Here is a 17,135-nt window from a genome sequence, read left to right on the forward strand (position 1 = left end):
GCTCTGCCCGCACCCTCAGTCTGGTTGCGAATGCGCAGGGAGGTCTTCCATGTGGATGGCGTTCTTTCCGATGGGTAGGACGAGCTTACGGCAACCGTCTTTGAAGAGAAGAAAGAGCTTTGCAGAGTTGTTGCCCTTCGATGTGACAATCGGCTCGTCCTTGCCTACAGCCATCACCTCAATTTTTTCAAGAAGCCTGGAAATTTGCTGTCTGAGTCTGACTCGGAGGACGTATCTGTCCTCGTCGTTGACGCTATACATCTGGTCATAGAGCTGCAGAAGCCCCTGAGCATAGGTTGCCGGGTCCTTGATTGGCGCACCTAGTGCTAGCTCTTGAGCCTTAAGTGCTTCCAGCTCATTCTTCTTCTCTTCGTGCGATAGCTCAAGCTTCGTAACTACGTTGACGAGCGTTCTAATGCTTGCACCCTGTCCTTCTACGAGGGCAACTGATAGTTCAGAGAGTCTCGCCTCTATCTTCGCAAGCTCGACCGCGGCTCTGGCCACATCGGTACGAATCCTCTGCCGACGCTCGTCCGTGTCCACCCCGGCTATGACAGCGGCCAGGTCCAGTTGGCGCAGCGCATAGAGCACATACATCTCTACATCATCGTAGTTCCAGGCCCGGTACTTACAATTCATCCCACGCCTTGCTTTGGAGCAGACCAGATAGCGTCCGCCTTTCGTCCCTTGCCCCTTGTTTGCCAGAGACATCGGCGCACCACATCGATGGCAATAGATGAAACCGGTGAAAAGATTGGACAGTGATTTCCCCTGCCGGCCCACCAGCGGGGCCACAGGGCTGTACTTCTTTGCACTAACGCGAAGAAACAAGCCTTCATCTATTACCTTCGGGTAGTAGTTAGCAATCTCTTCCCCATCCGGAGTTCTCTTCTTGACTCCCGTGTTCTCATCGTAAGAAATGCAGTGCGGTTGGTAGTAGCCCAAGAGCGACCGATTCTTCAGCAACTTAGATACAGAAGATGCCTGCCAGCCTTGGGTTGGGCTTCTGAAGCTGGGGAACCCATTCGTATTGAGGAACTTGACTATGCGACCACGGCCGAGACCCGCATCAGCAAGCTCGAACATCTTCAGAATGGTATTGACTCGCTCTGGAACCGGCTTGAACACGGATTCTCTGTCGTCGAAATAGAGCCATTCAGGAGCACGGCGGCTTACGGGCTTGATTGCCGCATGGCGTCGCTTAGCTTGCCATGCGGCCCTGACTCGCATGGACTTCATCTCTGACTCGTCGTTCGCACGATGCATTGTGCTGAGGGTCATGAACAGTGTGGGCAGGTCGGTCTGCTTATCGAGCACTCGCGCACCAGCGTCGCCAAGCGTAACCACTTTGATGCCCTTATCAATCAAAGAGAGAAGCAGCGTTAGTGACTCCATCACTCGCTGCCTCGACATCCTGTCGAGGGACTCCATGAGCAGATACGAGCCGCGAGGCACCTTTCCGGCATCAACCTCAGCGATGAACTCGCCCAGGCCGTGACGCAAGTTCGCTCCCCGGAAGCCAGATATCCCAAGGTCCTTGAACGCGCTACTAGGCGCCAGAGTGAGATTGTGCGTTCGAACGAACTCATCTATGGCGAGCTGCTGGCGGTCCAGACTGTTGCCACTTGCCTGGTCAGGGGTAGAGAAGCGGATGTATGTGTACGCCAAGGTCATGGGTGTAATCCTACCCAATGTGCTTGTTGATCGGCAGTCCAGGCTGCGGCAAGACGCTGCTGGCCTCACGCCTGCCCAGCCTGTTGCCGGACACCGAGGAAGCCGAGGCGTTGCAGCTGGCTGCGATTGCCTCAGTCAGTGGCGAAGGGTTGGACCCAAGACGATGGCGGCAGCGGCCCTTTCGGGCGCCGCACCACAGTGCCAGTGCGGCGGCGCTGGTGGGTGGCGGCAACCCGCCCTGCCCCGGCGAAATCTCGCTGGCCCATCACGGTGTCCTTTTCCTCGATGAGCTTCCAGAGTGGAACCGCAGTGCGCTGGAGACCCTGCGCGAGCCACTGGAATCCGGCCACATCCGCATCGCCCGCGCGGCGCGCAGCGTGCAGTATCCCGCGCGGTTCCAGCTGGTGGCAGCGATGAACCCCTGCCCGTGTGGCTGGGCCGGCGACCGAAGCAACCGCTGCCTGTGCAGCGACGAACGTATCAACCGCTACCGCGCGCGGGTGTCCGGTCCGTTGCTGGACCGTATCGACCTGCATATCGGCGTGACGCGTATGGACGCGGTGGAGCTGCGGGAGAGCACACCGCTGGGTGAGCCCAGTGCATCGGTGCGTGAGCGGGTGGAAGCCGCCCATGCCCGGCAGCATGCGCGTGGTGGGCTCAATGCACATCTACCGCCGGCTGCGCTGCGTGCGTGCACGAAATTGAGTGAGGCCGATCAGGATCTGCTGGAGCAGGCGATTGAGCGGCTGCAGCTCTCCGCGCGGGCGATGCACCGGATTCTGCGGGTGGCGCGCACGATTGCGGACCTGGCGGGTTGTGAAACGATCCAGACGGCGCATCTGGCTGAGGCGATCGGTTACCGGCAGTTGGACAGGGGAAAGCCTTAGAAGCACCAGTTGGAGAGGACGTTGGTAGAGTCGACTGTTAGTCGACTCGCGCGCGAAGCGCGGATTTCTGCGGAGCCGATGAGTAGAGCAGTCGACTGACAGTCGACTCTACCAAGAGCAGGTCATGGCAGCGGATGGGTCAATGCCAGAGCGGGTCACGGCAGCGGGCAACCAAAGCGGGTCATGGTCGCCCGGCGACGCCAAGGGCGTCTCCCCGCACATCACGCTGCGGAATCAATCCGCCCGCGCCTGGCCAGCAACGCCACCCGACGGCTGACCAGCGCGTGCAGCTCCGCCAGCTCCGACGCCCGGTCAGCCGTCATGTTGTCGCCGAACAGCACCCGCGACAACGCCGCCTCGTCGCTGTCGTGCGGCTGCTGCCACCGGTCCCGGTACACTTTCTGGCACACCATCCAGGCCAGCCGCAGCCCCCCACCGGGCAGCGGGCGGACCACGCGTTCGTAGACCTGCCAGAACTGATACTCGGCCTGCAGGTCGATCACAGGCGCCACGGACAGCGCCTGCCGGGGCCGTCCTGGGCCCCGGATGCCGAACAACGGTGATCGCGGGTTGTTCTGTGCCATGCCAACAGGATGACCCAGCAACATTGTGGGAACCTTGCGTCGCTGCCAGAAAATCGCTGCCGATTGCGCAAGGCGGGTTTCTGGATGGGTTTTGGGCCAGAGCCCTTTGTGGTGCAAAGGGATCTGACCCCGTTCCCTGTTGCCTCAGAACGCCATCGAGGTGCTGAACATCAGCTGCCGGGGCGCGCTGCGCTGCAGGGTCTGGTAATCCCCCGAGAACGACGAGCCGGCGATGGTGGCGGTGCCGATGTTGTGGCGGTTGAACAGGTTGCTCACGTCCAGCCGCAGCTCCAGGCCCGGCACCGCACTGTCCACACCGAAGCGGTAGGCGGCATAGGTGTTGACCTGCCAGAAGGTCGACACGCGGATGTCGTTCTCGTAGGTGAAGGGCTGGCGCAGGTAGGAGGTGCTGGTGGCACCGAAGCGCCAGTCGCCGAAATGCGCCGACAGGTCGCTGACCAGCGAGATCTGCGGGTAGCCCGGCTGGGCGTTGCCCTTGATCGGGTACACCGTATCGCCCACCACGAAATCACTGTCGTAGTACGAACGGGCCACGGCCACACCTTGGTAGAACTGCAGGTGGTCGGTCAGGTCGGCGGTGATGCCGAGGTCAGCACCGATCACGTGCATCTTCGGCATCAGCCGCACGGTGTTGATCTGCGCGAACTGGGTGCCGATGGCCGCCGACAGCAGGCGGTTGCGGATGTCGTTGTAGAACACGTCGCCGGTGATCGTCAGCCGGTCGAAGCGATGCGACGCGCCCACGGTCAGGTTCCAGTTCTTTTCCGGGCGCAGCGTGCCGGCCACGCGGTCGAACTCTTCCTGGTCGGTGATGGTCCACGCCGAGGCGGTGTAGCCGATGTTGCCGCGCTGGGCCACGCGATAGCCGTTCATGGTGTTGGCCAGGTCGATGAAGGCATCGGTGGATTCGGTCGGGCTCCAGAACAGCGAGACGTGCGGCAGGAAGTTGCTTTTCGCGCGCAGCGTTCCGTTCACCGGCCGGTCCTTGGCATCACCCAGGCCGCCACCGCTGGTGCGGAAGTCCACGGCCTTGAAGCCGACACCCAGCTTCAGCGTGTCGTTCAACACGATGTCGTCCTGCAGGTAGAACTGGCGCGAGCGGGTCACCCAGCTCGATGCGTTGTCGGTCTTGAACGCGGGGCCATACACATCGAACGGACCGGTGGTCTTCAGCGGCGGGCCCTCGCCCAGCAGCGGCTGCTGGTACCACTCGGTCTTGGCCGCGGCCTTGCTCTTCTCCTGCCAGAAGCCAGCAGTGAAGGTGTGCGCGCCGGTCTCGAACTGCAGGTTGACCATGCCGCCCAGGCGATTCACACGCGGCGTCTGCACCTGTTCGGAGAACGGTGCGCCGTTGGGCGACGGCACGGTCGGGTCGGTCAGCGTGGCCTGGGTGTGGCTGTTGGCGTTGTACAGCTGCACGTTGCCGCTCAGGGCCGGGGTGATCTGGAAGCGATGGTTGATCGAGGACACGCGGTCGCGGGTGATCTGGCCGGTGTCGTACGGGATCAGTTCGGACAGCTCACCGCAGGTGTAGGCACCGCAGGATTTGTCGGCGTTCTCCGGCGAGGCCACGTACCAGGCCCACGCATAATCCGGATAGAAGATGTCGGCCTTCCAGCCCAGCTTGCGGATCATGTCGAAGGAGATGTTGTTGTAACCCCAGACCTTGGCCTTGCTGTCGGACAGGAAGACGGTGAAGTCACCCCAGGCGACATCCTGCTGCAGCTTCAGGTCGCCGCGCAGGAAGTTCTGGGTGCCCTCACCCTGGTACTTGTCGGCCGATACACGCTGCAGGTCGACCAGCACCTTCGGGCCGTGCTCACCGAGCTGGCCGCTCTGCCCGGATACGGTGGTGACCAACGTGTTGTTGCTGCCCACGCCCTGCTTCACGCGCAGGTTGGGCGTGTCCTGCAGCTCGCGCAGGCGGTACTCCAGGCTGCCGCCGTTGACGCTGCTGGAGAACACGCTGACCGGTGCGCCGCCGGGGCTGACCGTGATCGCGCCGATGCCATCGGGTACGCCCACGTTCACCACGCTGGTGCCGGTGAGCGAGAGGAAACCGTTGTCGTTCAGCGGCACGCCTTCGAAGGTGATGCCCATTTCGTTCATGCGGAAGCCGCGCACGAACAGGCTGGTGGCGGAGATATCCAGACCCAGCCCGTCGGTGGCGGTGTAGCTGGCACCCGGCACCTGCTTGAGCATGGCCAGGCCGTTGTTGCCGGTGACCATCGCGTCGAGGTCTTCGGCCTTGATGATGTAGCGGTTGGGGCCGACCACCTGGGTCGGGGCTACGGCCGCGCCGCGCGGTGTGGCGATCACCTGCAGGGCGTTCAAGGTGGTGGGGGTGTCATGTGCCGCGCCGTGAGTCTCAGCGGCATACGCAGGTGCGGCGATGGCCGTGATGATGGCCAGGGCGAGGTGCGTCGTGGGTGGGGTGTTCATGGGCAGATCCAGGGTGCAGGGAGAGAGCGGCGCAGGCGCACGCCCAGCGCGTTGCAGCACCGGTGTCGGCGCCCTGGCTGGCGGTGCGATTGCGTTGAGGGAGTGACAGCGCAGTGCGCGCCAGTCAGTGGCAGAGGAAGACGATCCTCTGCCTCAGGATTCGATGGCGTGATTTCGACGTGCGAAATTCTTGCATCGCAGTGCCGCATCCGCCATTGCACCGTGGTACAGCGCCGATGGCGGTGGGGATGGGTGGGCTATACGTGGGTATAGCCCCGGCGTGGTGGAGGCCGACCTTGGTCGGCGCTTGCCGTCTGCGTGTGCCAACCTAGGTTGGCAACCACCTTGGGCGGATGGGGCGTGGTGGGGGCCGACCTTGGTCGGCGCGTGCCGTTTGCGTGTGCCAACCAAGGTTGGCAACTACCGGGGCAGCTGGACGCGCGGTTACTGCAGGACGAAACGCTCAATGGCGCGCGCCACGCCTTCATCGGCATTGCTCGTGGTTTCAAAACGCGCCACCGCCTTCACTGCGTCGATGGCATTGCCCATCGCCACGCTGGTACCGGCGTACTGCAGCATGGTCAGGTCGTTTTCCTGGTCGCCGATCGCCATCACGTTGCCGCGGTCGATACCCAGGTTCTCGGCCAGCTTCTGCAGGCTCGGGCCCTTGCCGGCGCGATGGTCAAACACTTCCAGGAAGAACGGCGCGCTCTTCAGTACCGCGAAGCGCTCGGTCAGTTCGCTGGGCAGGCGCGCGATGGCGGCATCCAGCACGTCCGGCGCGTCGATCATCATCAGCTTGATGAAGGACATCGATGGGTCCATGTCTTCCACGCGACGGTAGGAAAGCGGCATCCGCGAGAGATGCGAGTCGGCCACGGTGTAGTAGCTGATGTCCTGGTTGGGCGTATACATGCGCTGGCTGTCCAACGCCTGGAAATGCACGCCCAGTTCGCGGGCCACCTGCTCGCAGAACAGGAAGTCGTCGAAGCTGAGCGGATACTCGACCACGGTTTCGCGCGTGCCGATGCGCTGCACCAGGCCGCCATTGCAGGCGATGCAGTAGTCGTCGTCGCCGGTGATGCCCAGCTCGTGCAGGAACGGCGCCAAGCCGGGAACCGGGCGGCCACTGGTCAGCACGATATGCACGCCCAGCGCGCGCGCCTGCGCGATGGCCTGCTTGGCCCGGGCGGTGAGCGTGTGGGTGGGGTCCAGCAGGGTGCCATCCATGTCGATGGCGACCAGTTCGATGGTCGATTGCCTGCGGCCCATGTCCATTGCGTTCAGCTCGTGCGGGGCACGCCAGTTTACCCCTCATGCCCGGTTCACCTCTTTGCCCACGTTGGCCGGGATACTGCGGGAGCCTGTGCGTCCCCCACCGCAGGACGGCCCGCTGACCGCCCTTCCCTGGAGAACCTTGCGACGCATGACCTACCGTGCCCCCGAAACCAATGACAGCGCGCCCCTGGCCCAGCAGATCGAGCAGATGATCGACGAGCTGCCCGGCGACCAGGTGAGCGTCGGCACCCTGCTCAGCGCGCTGGGCGATGAGGGCCTATTGCTGATCGTGATCCTGCTCTCGGCCATCTTCATCATCCCGGTGTCGATTCCCGGGCTGAGTACCGTGTTTGGTGCCTCGATCCTGCTGATCGGCCTGAGCCGCGTGCGCAACCGCCCGCTGTGGGTGCCGCAGAAGCTGGCGCGCCGCGAGATCGCCACCGACAAGCTGAAGGCCAACCTCGGCCGTGCGCTGAAATGGGTGCACCGCATGGAGCGCCTGTCACAGCCGATGCGGCTGGCGGTGATGGTGCGCTCGAAGAAGATGATGCGCCTGAACAACCTGATGCTGGTGTTCGCGACCCTGCTGCTGATGGCCCCGGCCGGGCCGATTCCCTTCAGCAATACGTTGCCGGCACTGGCGCTGATGTCGTTTGCGATTGGCTTCATCCAGCGCGATGGTGCGGCGGTGGCGGCTGGTTATGGTTTCGTGGTGGCTACGGTGGTGTATTTCGGCGTGCTGCTGGGTGGCGTGGGGTTTGCCGCCGAGTCGGTGTTCAGCGGGCTGCGCGCGGCGCCGTCGGAGGTGTAGAGCCGAGCCCATGCCCGGCTGCTGTTCGGCCGGTTTCCCGAAACCCCGCGCTGCGCGCGTAAGCCGAGCATGGCTCGGCTCTGCACAGCTACTTGGCAGACACCCGCCACACCACGTCGCCCACGTCGTCGGCGACCAGCAAGGCACCCTCCGCATCGATGGCCATGCCCACCGGCGCGCCCATCAGGGTCTTCTCGTCCTTCGAGGCGAAGCCACTGACCACGGTCTGCGGCCGCCCGGTCGGCTTGCCGTCCTTGAACGGCACGTAGACCACTTCGTAGCCGCTCAGCGGCGAGCGATCCCAGCTGCCGTGCTCGCCGATGAAGGCGCCACCGTGGTACTGCGCCGGCAGTGCCTGGCCGGTGTAGAACAACAGGCCCAGCGGTGCCACGTGCGAGCCGATGGCATAGTCCGGCACGATCGCCTTGGCCACCAGGTCCGGCCGCTGCGGCTGCACGCGCTCGTCCACATGCTGGCCGTAGTAGCTGTAGGGCCAACCGTAGAAGCCATCCTCCTTCACCGAGGTGAGGTAGTCCGGCACCAGGTCGGCACCGATCTCGTCGCGCTCGTTGGCCACGGCCCACAGCTGGCCGGTGCTCGGCTCCCAATCCAGCCCGGTCGGGTTGCGGATGCCCGACGCAAAGATACGGCTGCCACGGGTGGCTACGTCCACTTCCAGCACCACCGCGCGACGGTATTCGACGGCCAGGCCGTTCTCGGTGATGTTGCTGTTGGAGCCCACGCCCACGTACAGCTTGCTGCCATCGCGGCTGGCCAGCAGTTCCTTGGTCCAGTGGTGGTTGATGGTGCTGGGCAGGTCGGTGAACTCGCGGCCCTTGTCGGACATGCGGGTTTCGCCCGGCACATAGTGGTACTGCATGATGTTGCCGGTGTTGGCCACGTACAGCGTGTCACCGATCAGCTGGATGCCGAACGGCGAGTGCAGCCCTTCGATATAGACATGCTGGGTCCAGGTGTTCGTGCCCGGCGTGCGCCGCAGCAGGGTGACCCGGTTACCGCCCTTGCCGGCCTTGCCCGAGCGCGCCTTCACCTTGCCGGCGATCCACTGTTTGGGCGTGGTGACCGGTTCTTCGCCAGGCCCGTTGCCTTCCACCACCAGCACATCACCATTGGGCAGGGTCAGCAGGCGCCGCGGATGCAGCAGGTTGGCGGCGATGCGTTCGATCTTCAGGCCTTCGGCCACTTTGGGTGACTGGCCGTCGGCCCAACCCACGCCGCGCGGCACCTGCATCGGCGGCATCAGGAAGTTCTTCGGTGCTGGCAACGGCGGCTTCGCACCGGACTGGTCGGTGGGGTGGTATTCGGCCTTGCCGGCGCAGGCCGACAGCATCACGGCCAACGCCAGGGCGCCCACGGTGGGCAGGATGTACTTAGCCATGACGACCTCCCTGCAGCACCGGCGGCTGCAACGACAGCAGGATCAGGCCCAGTGCGATCAGGGCCACGGTCAGCGCCGACAGGATCGTGCCTGGCACCGCCACGGCATACGCATCGCGGCTGTGCACGAAGGCATTCCAGATGGCCAGCACCACTGCGACCAGGTTGAGGAAGAAGTCGATGCGGTCGATGCGCGTGGCGGTGCCGTTGCGGCGCCAGACCGTGAACAGGTTGATCAGCCGCGGCACGATGGCGATCAGCAGGCCGAAGGTGATCAGCCAGGCGGCGGCCTTGCCCCACATCACCTCGGCGCTGTTGAGATAGATCGCGTCGAAGATCAGCGCGCCGACGAAGAAGCCGAAGGGTATCGGGTTCAACAGGCTGAACAGCGTGGTGCCGAGGCCGCGATGGGCCTGGGCCAGAGGGTTGACCATCATCGTGCTCCGATGCGGAAGGGTGCACGGGCTGTAGTAGCACAGCCGGATGTGAGGGCGCGCGACGATGCCGGGTAGATCCACGCCATGCGTCGATACGCGTGCCAACCAAGGTGGGCACCTACCAGATGCGGGCCGCTGCAGTCGTCATTACCCCACGGCATAAGTGTTTGTGACGCAATTGGCACATCTGCAGATTGCGGGTGTGAAGAGGTAGGGGGTTGTTCGTTGTGTCGCGTTTGGCTCGTTGCGATGGGGCAGTTCCGCCCTGCCGTCCTGCCATGCCGATTCACAACAGAAGGATTCGTGTATGAAGCGACACACGCAACGCTCCGCGCCACCGCGCTCCGCGCGCCTGGCCTTGGCCACTGCCCTGGTCCTGGGCAGCCTGGCCGTCACCGCCCAGGCCCAGCAGGCCGATCCGCTGGCCGGGCGTCAGTGGCATCTGCTCAACACCGGACAGGCCGTACTGGGCGATACCCTGCCGGTGGCCGGCAACGATCTCAACGTGGATGGCCTGTTCCGCAATGGCATCCGTGGCCAGGGCGTCACCATCGCCATCGTCGATGACGGCCTGCAGATCGCGCACCCGGACCTGGCCGCCAACGTCGCGGCGGTCGCAGGCAAGAACTTCGCCAACCAGAGCAACAACCCTTCACCGTCCAATCCGGACCGCGACAATCACGGCACCATGGTCGGCGGCATCGCCGGTGCGGTGGGCGCCAACAACCTGGGCGTGCGCGGCGTGGCCTCGGCGGCCACCCTGAAGGGCTTCAATTTCCTGGCGTCCAATGCCCAGGGCAATTCGAATTCCAACATCGAGTACTCGTGGTGGGACGGCGCCGAAGTGGCCGACGTGGGCGTCTTCAACAACAGTTGGGGCTCAAGCCCGGGCAACCCCAACCTGCCGTTGGCCTACAGCCAGAACGACATCACCGCCTATGAGCAGGCCATGTCCGGCACCCGTGGCGGGCGCGGTGGCATCTACGTGAAAGCCGCCGGCAACAATCACAACAACGGCGCACGCTCGGATGGCACCGACATCTGCTCGGCAGACACCAAGAACCGCAACACGGGTTGCATTCCGGCCGGCCGCGACCCGCGCAACAACCTGTTCAACGTGATCACCGTTGCCGCCGTGCGCGCCGATGGCGTGCGCTCGTCCTACTCGTCCACCGGCTCGGCGCTGTGGGTGTCCGGCTTCGGCGGCGAGAACGGTTGGCAGCGGCAGGTCGTGCCGGGGCAGCTGGCGATCCGCTACGATCCGGCCATTCTCACCACCGACGTCACCGGCTGCGCGCAGGGCAGCAACAAGAACACGAGCCTGCGCAACACCTTGGACGGCGACCAGTCCGCCATCGACAGCACCTGCAACTACACCGGCAAGATGAACGGTACCTCGGCGGCCACGCCGATGGTGTCGGGCGTGGCGGCACTGCTGCTGGAGACAAATCCGAACCTGTCCTACCGCGATGTGAAGTACATCCTGGCCACCACCGCCAACCGGACCGATCCGAACCAGGCTGCGGTAACGCACTCCGATGGCCGCGTGCTGGTGCCGGGTTGGACGGTGAATGCCGCCGGCCGCGCCTACAGCAACTGGTACGGCTTCGGCGTAGTCAACGCCGCGCGCGCGGTGCAGGTAGCGGAGAACTTCCAGTCGCTGGGTGCATTGGTGGACAGCGGCTGGCGCAGTACGACGCGCACCGTGGCCATCGGCAATACCTCGGCCGCCGCTGCACGCCTGACCTTCCAGCTGGCCAATGGCGCGCGCAACATCGAAAGCGTGCAGCTGGGCTTCCGGGTCAATCACAGCAACACCCGCCAGTTGCAGTTCGTGCTGGTTTCGCCCAGTGGCACGCGCAGCGTGGTGCAGCCGGCATTCACCGCGATCGGCTCTGGCCTCAATGGTGTCCAGCGCAACTTCACCAACTGGGACCTGCTGTCCAGCAATGCCTTCCTGGATGAGAACGCCACGGGCACCTGGACACTGGAAGTAACCGACCTGGGGCAGGCCGCGAACGCTGCATCGCGTGGCAACCTCGAATTCTTCAAGATCCGCGTTCTGGGGCACTGATGATGAAGACGACCATTCTGTTGAGCACCCTCGCCCTGGCGGCGATGACCACCACCGCCTGGGCACAGAGCTCGGGCCAGACACCTCCGGCGAAGACCTTGTCGACCGTAGACACGCAGCAGTTGAAGGCGGAGGCCACTGGCCGTTCGTTCAATGTGGGCGGCTCGCGCTTCCAGCTGGCGCCGTCAGCAACCGTGCAGCAGGCCAGCGGCGGTCAGTTCCGGATCACCACCGGGGCTGATGCCAGCGCTGCGGCCGTCGGCACCCGCAGCAAGCGGTCCACCGATGCGTCTACCGGTGTGGCCGCACGTGCGGATGCCGGTGCCAGCAAGTTTGCGGCCGCTGTCTCCAACGATGGCGCGCCGGTGGTGGCGACCTCGCGGGTCAAGGTGTTCTTCACCGATGCGGCCTCGGCCCAGCGTGCGGCCACCGCCACCGGCGGCACCGTGGTGAAGGTGTCCAAGGCCTCGGGCCGCGCGATTGTGGAGTACCCGTCGGTGAACGCGGCGCTGGATGCGACCACCAAGCTGCTGTCGACCGCCGGCATCAAGGCGGCCGAGCCGGACGTGGTGCAGTGGGAAGAAACCAAGTAAGGCGTTGAGTGGTGCCCCCGGTCGGTTGGCTCTCCTGGCCGGCCGGGGGATTGGTGTGTGGGGGTGTGCCGACCAACGGTCGGCACCCACCAGATTCATTCACCGCGTGTCGACCAAGGTCGACAGCTACCGTGGCAGCGGGCGCAACGAACGGTCGGCATCAGGCGGGCATGGCCCGGCGTTACCGGGCGGCGAGTGTGTCGCTGTGCTTGAGGTGGCAGCTGGCCAGTGCGTCGTTGCCGGCGGCTGGATGGGCTGGCTCCAGCAGCAGGCGCTGCACGTCGGAGAACAGCTTGTCCACCGGCATGCCATAAGGCGCGAACAGGCGCAGGCGGCCTTGGCGGTCGAATACGTAACCGCCCGCGATGTGGCTCATGGTGTAGGTATCCGGCACCTGGCCAGGTTCCTTTTCATAGAACGCCTTGAAGTCGCTGGCCATCGCGGCCAGTTGTGCTTCGTTGCCGACCAGTGCGATCGCCTTGGGGTCGAACGCTTCCACATAGGTGCGGGCGACTTCGGGCGTGTCACGTGCGGGATCGACGCTGACGAACACCACCTGCAGCTGATCGGCATCCTTGCCCATCAGGTGCTTGACCTGGCTGAGCTCGACCATGGTGGTCGGGCAGACATCCGGGCAACTGGTGAAACCGAAGAACAGATAGGTCACCTGCCCCTGCAGGTCCTTCGGGCCGTGCAGGGTGCCGTGGCTGTCGGGCATCGACCACTGCTGGCCGAGCTCTTCGCAGGCGATGTCCTTGGAATAGAAGTCCATGCGCGACTGCGCACTGCAGCCGGCCAGCAGGCCGATGGCCAGGGCTGCCAGCAGCGGCAGGCGGAAACAGGGAGAGAACAACGAACGGACAACAGCAGCAGGACGCTTCACGGGGTACCACCAACGCAGACGCGGGCGGGGTCTCGGTCAGGCCTGCCCTTGGGGGGAAAGAGGACGGAGGTGCCGGGGTGATCGCGCGGTCCATGCCGATCACCCCGGCCACGGTCAGTTGATCATCATGTGGTAGTGCATGCTCCAGATGATCCACACCGACAGCGCGACGATGATGAACAGGATCACCAGGGTGAACACGAAGCTCGCCAGGTTCCAGCCGCCTTCGGACTTGCGGTCCATGTGCAGGAAATAGACCAGCTGCACCAGGATCTGCGCCACCGCGAAGCCGACCAGCAGGAACAGCGTGAGCGGCCGCGACAGCACCGGATTCATCACCAGTGCGAACGGCACCACGGTCAGCAGCGCGCACAGCACGAAGCCGATCAGGTAGGACTTGGTGGAACCGTGCGCATTGCCGGCGCGCGAGGTTTCGACGTGGGCCATGTCAGAAGGCTCCGATCAGGTAGACGAAGGTGAAGACGCAGATCCACACCAGGTCCAGGAAGTGCCAGAACAGGCTCAGGCACGACACGCGGGTGATGTTGGTCGGGGTCAGGCCGCGGCTGTAGACCTGGTGCATGACCACCGCCATCCAGATCAGGCCGCTGGCCACGTGCAGGCCGTGGGTGGCGACCAGTGCGAAGAACGCCGACAGGTAGGCGCTTGTGCTGGGGCCCGCGCCTTCATGGATCAGGTGCGAGAACTCGTAGATCTCCATGCCGATGAACGAGGCACCGAGCACGAAGGTCACGCCCAGCCAGCGCAGCACTGCCGAGGTGTCGTGGCGATGCATCGCCAGCACGGCCTGGCCATAGGTGATGCTGGAGACCAGCAGCAGGAAGGTCTCGGCCATCACGAACGGCAGCGAGAACAGGTCCTTGCCGGTGGGGCCGCCTGCGTAGGCGGTGCTGAGCACCGCGTACGAGGCGAACAGCGAACCGAACAGCACCAGATCGGACATGAGGTAGACCCACATGCCGAACACCTTCATGCCGCCCTGTTCGTGGCCGTGGTCGTGTTCGTGGTGGTCCTCGTGCGCCTGCGTGTCGCTGGCCAGCTCCGGGCGGGTCAACAGGTTCATGCGCGTACCTCCTTCAGCTTGGCAAGGCTGGCCGCTTCGGTGCGCGCCACCTCTTCGGAACTGACGTAGTAGTCCACGTCCTCGTCGTAGGACCGCACGATCAGGGTCACGATCATTGCGATGAAGCTGGCCGCGGCCATCCACCAGATGTGCCAGACCAGGGCGAAGCACAGCACCAGGATCCAGATGTTGAGGATCAGTGGCACGCCGGTGTTCTTCGGCATGTGGATCGATGCGTACTTCTTCGGCGGCGGTGGCATGCCGCGCTTCTTCGCTTCGTGGAAGGCATCCAGCTCGTCGGCCTTGGGCACCACGGCGAAGTTGTAGAACGGCGGCGGCGACGGCGTGGCCCACTCCAGCGTGCGTGCATTCCACGGGTCGCCGGTCAGGTCCAGGTTGCGCTTGCGGTCGCGCACGCTCACGTAGATCTGCACCAGCATCAGGATGATGCCCGCGAACACGAACAGTGCACCGATGAAGGCGGCGATCAGGTACGGCGTCCACGCCGGGTTGTCGTACTGGTTCATGCGGCGGGTCATGCCCATGAAGCCGAGCATGTACAGCGGCATGAAGGCCAGGTAGAAGCCGATCACCCAGCAGGCGAACGACCACTTGCCCAGGCGCTCGTTGAGGGTGAAGCCGAACACCTTCGGGAACCAGTAGGCGAAGCCGGCCAGGTAGCCGAACAGCGCGCCGCCGATGATGGTGTTATGGAAGTGCGCGACCAGGAACAGGCTGTTGTGCAGCAGGAAGTCCGCGCCCGGGATGGCCAGCAGCACGCCGGTCATGCCACCGATGGTGAAGGTGACCAGGAAGGCGATCGTCCACAGCATCGGCACGCTGAACTCAACGCGGCCGCCATACATGGTGAACAGCCAGGTGAAGATCTTCACGCCGGTGGGGATGGCGATGATCATCGTCATGATGCCGAAGAAGGCATTGACGCTGGCACCGGAGCCCATGGTGAAGAAGTGGTGCAGCCAGACGATGAACGACAGGATGCCGATTGCCAGCGTGGCGCCGACCATCGACTTGTAGCCGAACAGTTTCTTGCGCGCGAACGTGGCGGTCACTTCAGAGAAGATGCCGAACGCCGGCAGCACCAGGATGTACACCTCCGGGTGGCCCCAGGCCCACACCAGGTTCACGTACATCATCGGGTTGCCACCCAACGTGTTGGTGTAGAAGTTGAAGTCCAGGTAGCGGTCCAGGGTGAGCGCACCCAGGGCTACGGTCAGGATCGGGAAGGCGGCGATGATGATCACGCTGGTGACCAGCACGGTCCAGGTGAACACCGGCATCTTCATCAGGGTCATGCCCGGCGCACGCATGCGCAGGATGGTGATGAACAGGTTGACGCCAGTCAGCAACGTACCGATGCCGGACGCCTGCAACGCCCAAATGTAGTAATCGACACCCACTCCTGGACTGAACTCGATGCCCGACAGCGGCGGATAGGCGACCCAGCCGGTCATGGCGAATTCGCCAACACCCAGCGAGATCATCATCAGCGCAGCGCCGACCACGAAGATCCAGAAGCTGAAGGCGTTGAGGAACGGGAACGCCATGTCGCGCGCGCCGATCTGCAGCGGCACGATGATGTTCATCAGGCCGACCACGAACGGGGTGGCCACGAAGAAGATCATGATCACGCCGTGCGCGGTGAAGATCTGGTCGTAGTGCTCCGGTGGCAGGAAGCCATCACTGCCCGGGCCAGCCGCCGCCAGCTGCGCGCGCATCATCAGCGCATCGGCAAAGCCACGCACCAGCATGACCAGCGCCACCACCACGTACATGATGCCGATCTTCTTGTGGTCCACGGTGGTGAACCAGTCACGCCACAGCGGGCCCCACAGCTTGAAGTACGTCACCGCGCCAAGCAGCGCGAGGCCACCCAGCACCATGGCCGCCAATGTGACCACGACGATCGGCTCGTGCAGCGGCACGGCCTCCCACGTCAATTTACCCAACATGTTCGTTACTCCTGGGAAACCTGGGCACCGCCGGCAGCGCCCGCCGGGGTCGCAGCAGCGGTGTTCTCACCAACGCCGATGAACTGGTCGATGACCTTCTTGAACAGCAGTGGTTCAACACTGGAGAAGTGCTGTACCGGTGCGTTCTTCGACGGCGCGGCCAGCGCCTTGAACTGGTTGAAATCCAGCGCCTGCGGCGCACTGCGCACCTCGGCCACCCAGCGCTCGAAGTCTTCGTTGCTGCTGGCGGTGGCGATGAACTTCATGTTCGAGAAGCCATGCCCGCTGTAGTTGCCCGACATGCCGCGGAACTGGCCGGGCTCGTTGGCGATCAGGTGCAGCTGCGTGCGCATGCCGGCCATCGCATAGATCTGCCCACCCAGCTGCGGGATGAAAAAGGTATTCATCGTCGAGTTGGAGGTGATGTTGAACGCCAGCGGGCGGTTGGCCGGGAAGTTGAGCTGGTTGACCGTGGCGATGCCCAGGTCCGGGTACACGAACACCCACTTCCAGTCGGTGGCGATCACGTCCACGTGCAGCGGTTCACCGGCCACGTCCAGCGGCTTGTACGGGTCCAGCTCGTGGGTCGACTTCCACACGATCACCGCCAGCACCGCGATGATGATCAGCGGCACGCCCCAGACCACGATCTCCACCTTGGTGGAGTGTGACCAGTCAGGCATGTATTTCGCTTTGGTATTGCCGGCGCGGTAGCGCCAGGCGAACACGAAGGTCAGCACGATGGCCGGTATCACCACGATCAGCATCAGGCCGATGCAGATCAGGATCAGGTCGCGCTGGGCGAGCCCGACCATGCCCTTCGAATCCAGCAGCACCCAGTCACAGCCCGACAGGCCGACGCAGGCCAGGGCGACCAGCGCCAGGCGGATGCGGTTCCAGCAGATATTCATTGGAGGTCAACCCTGTTGAAGAAGCGCGCTTGACCGGCTCGCCTGCGCGCAGCGCCCGGGCGTGGAGCGGCTACACTGTGGGTAC

General features: G+C 64.1%; 14 protein-coding genes and 1 pseudogene. 4 read left to right on the forward strand and 11 right to left on the reverse strand.

Annotated features, from left to right (window positions below; genetic code table 11):
- Positions 1-15: 15 nt before the first annotated feature.
- Positions 16-1,674 carry a recombinase family protein gene (locus V9K93_RS07780; RefSeq protein ID WP_337302308.1) on the reverse strand — a complete coding sequence of 553 codons (1,659 nt, stop codon included), beginning with the start codon at positions 1,672-1,674 and terminating at the stop codon, positions 16-18.
- 23 nt (positions 1,675-1,697) lie between these two features.
- Between V9K93_RS07780 and V9K93_RS07785 the strand changes: the two are divergent.
- Positions 1,698-2,561 (forward strand): annotated as a pseudogene (locus V9K93_RS07785) (YifB family Mg chelatase-like AAA ATPase); the annotation flags it as partial.
- 221 nt (positions 2,562-2,782) lie between these two features.
- Here V9K93_RS07785 and V9K93_RS07790 read toward each other — a convergent pair.
- The 3 genes from V9K93_RS07790 to yidA form a co-directional block, all read right to left on the reverse strand.
- Positions 2,783-3,169 carry a hypothetical protein gene (locus tag V9K93_RS07790; RefSeq protein ID WP_337302309.1) on the reverse strand — a complete coding sequence of 129 codons (387 nt, stop codon included), beginning with the start codon at positions 3,167-3,169 and terminating at the stop codon, positions 2,783-2,785.
- A gap of 120 nt (positions 3,170-3,289) precedes the next feature.
- Positions 3,290-5,608 (reverse strand): TonB-dependent receptor, encoded by a 2,319-nt coding sequence (locus tag V9K93_RS07795; protein WP_337302310.1) that lies wholly within the window; start codon positions 5,606-5,608, stop codon positions 3,290-3,292.
- 444 nt (positions 5,609-6,052) lie between these two features.
- Positions 6,053-6,886: a sugar-phosphatase gene (gene yidA / locus V9K93_RS07800; protein ID WP_337302311.1), complete on the reverse strand. Its 834-nt coding sequence runs from the start codon at positions 6,884-6,886 to the stop codon at positions 6,053-6,055.
- Positions 6,887-7,034: 148 nt separating this feature from the next.
- On the opposite strand from yidA, the gene V9K93_RS07805 reads away from it, so the two are divergent.
- A complete protein-coding gene (locus V9K93_RS07805) occupies positions 7,035-7,697 on the forward strand; it encodes an exopolysaccharide biosynthesis protein (RefSeq protein WP_337302312.1) in 663 nt (220 codons plus the stop codon).
- An 88-nt stretch (positions 7,698-7,785) separates the two neighbouring features.
- Here V9K93_RS07805 and V9K93_RS07810 read toward each other — a convergent pair whose 3' ends face one another.
- Positions 7,786-9,096: a PQQ-dependent sugar dehydrogenase gene (locus tag V9K93_RS07810; protein ID WP_337302313.1), complete on the reverse strand. Its 1,311-nt coding sequence runs from the start codon at positions 9,094-9,096 to the stop codon at positions 7,786-7,788.
- Entirely contained in the window at positions 9,089-9,529 is a 441-nt protein-coding gene (locus V9K93_RS07815; RefSeq protein ID WP_295380076.1) for a DUF2231 domain-containing protein, read from the reverse strand. Before V9K93_RS07815 ends, V9K93_RS07810 begins: the two co-directional genes overlap by 8 nt.
- A 310-nt stretch (positions 9,530-9,839) precedes the next feature.
- Between V9K93_RS07815 and V9K93_RS07820 the strand changes: the two genes are divergently transcribed.
- Complete coding sequence (locus tag V9K93_RS07820; protein WP_046984158.1) at positions 9,840-11,606, forward strand: S8 family serine peptidase; 1,767 nt, start codon at positions 9,840-9,842, stop codon at positions 11,604-11,606.
- On the forward strand, positions 11,606-12,199 hold the full coding sequence (locus tag V9K93_RS07825; RefSeq protein WP_006399785.1) for a S8 family serine peptidase: 594 nt from the start codon (positions 11,606-11,608) through the stop codon (positions 12,197-12,199). Before V9K93_RS07820 ends, V9K93_RS07825 begins: the two co-directional genes overlap by 1 nt.
- A 181-nt stretch (positions 12,200-12,380) precedes the next feature.
- Here V9K93_RS07825 and V9K93_RS07830 read toward each other — a convergent pair whose 3' ends face one another.
- The 5 genes from V9K93_RS07830 to cyoA form a co-directional block, all read right to left on the reverse strand.
- Positions 12,381-13,052 (reverse strand): SCO family protein, encoded by a 672-nt coding sequence (locus tag V9K93_RS07830; protein ID WP_262921063.1) that lies wholly within the window; start codon positions 13,050-13,052, stop codon positions 12,381-12,383.
- 144 nt (positions 13,053-13,196) lie between these two features.
- Positions 13,197-13,529, reverse strand: a complete 333-nt coding sequence (gene cyoD, locus V9K93_RS07835; protein WP_005411473.1) for a cytochrome o ubiquinol oxidase subunit IV — start codon at positions 13,527-13,529, stop codon at positions 13,197-13,199.
- Position 13,530: 1 nt separating this feature from the next.
- Positions 13,531-14,166 (reverse strand): cytochrome o ubiquinol oxidase subunit III, encoded by a 636-nt coding sequence (cyoC, locus tag V9K93_RS07840; RefSeq protein WP_012512371.1) that lies wholly within the window; start codon positions 14,164-14,166, stop codon positions 13,531-13,533.
- The gene (gene cyoB, locus V9K93_RS07845) at positions 14,163-16,139 is read right to left on the reverse strand and encodes a cytochrome o ubiquinol oxidase subunit I (RefSeq protein ID WP_337302314.1); all 1,977 of its coding nucleotides are present in this window, start codon (positions 16,137-16,139) and stop codon (positions 14,163-14,165) included. Before cyoB ends, cyoC begins: the two co-directional genes overlap by 4 nt.
- Before the next feature lie 5 nt (positions 16,140-16,144).
- A complete protein-coding gene (gene cyoA, locus V9K93_RS07850; protein WP_049444335.1) occupies positions 16,145-17,050 on the reverse strand; it encodes a ubiquinol oxidase subunit II in 906 nt (301 codons plus the stop codon).
- Between the last annotated feature and the right edge of the window lie 85 nt (positions 17,051-17,135).

This window comes from Stenotrophomonas sp. CCNWLW162 (assembly GCF_037203745.1).
GTDB classification, from domain to species: domain Bacteria; phylum Pseudomonadota; class Gammaproteobacteria; order Xanthomonadales; family Xanthomonadaceae; genus Stenotrophomonas; species Stenotrophomonas maltophilia_AQ.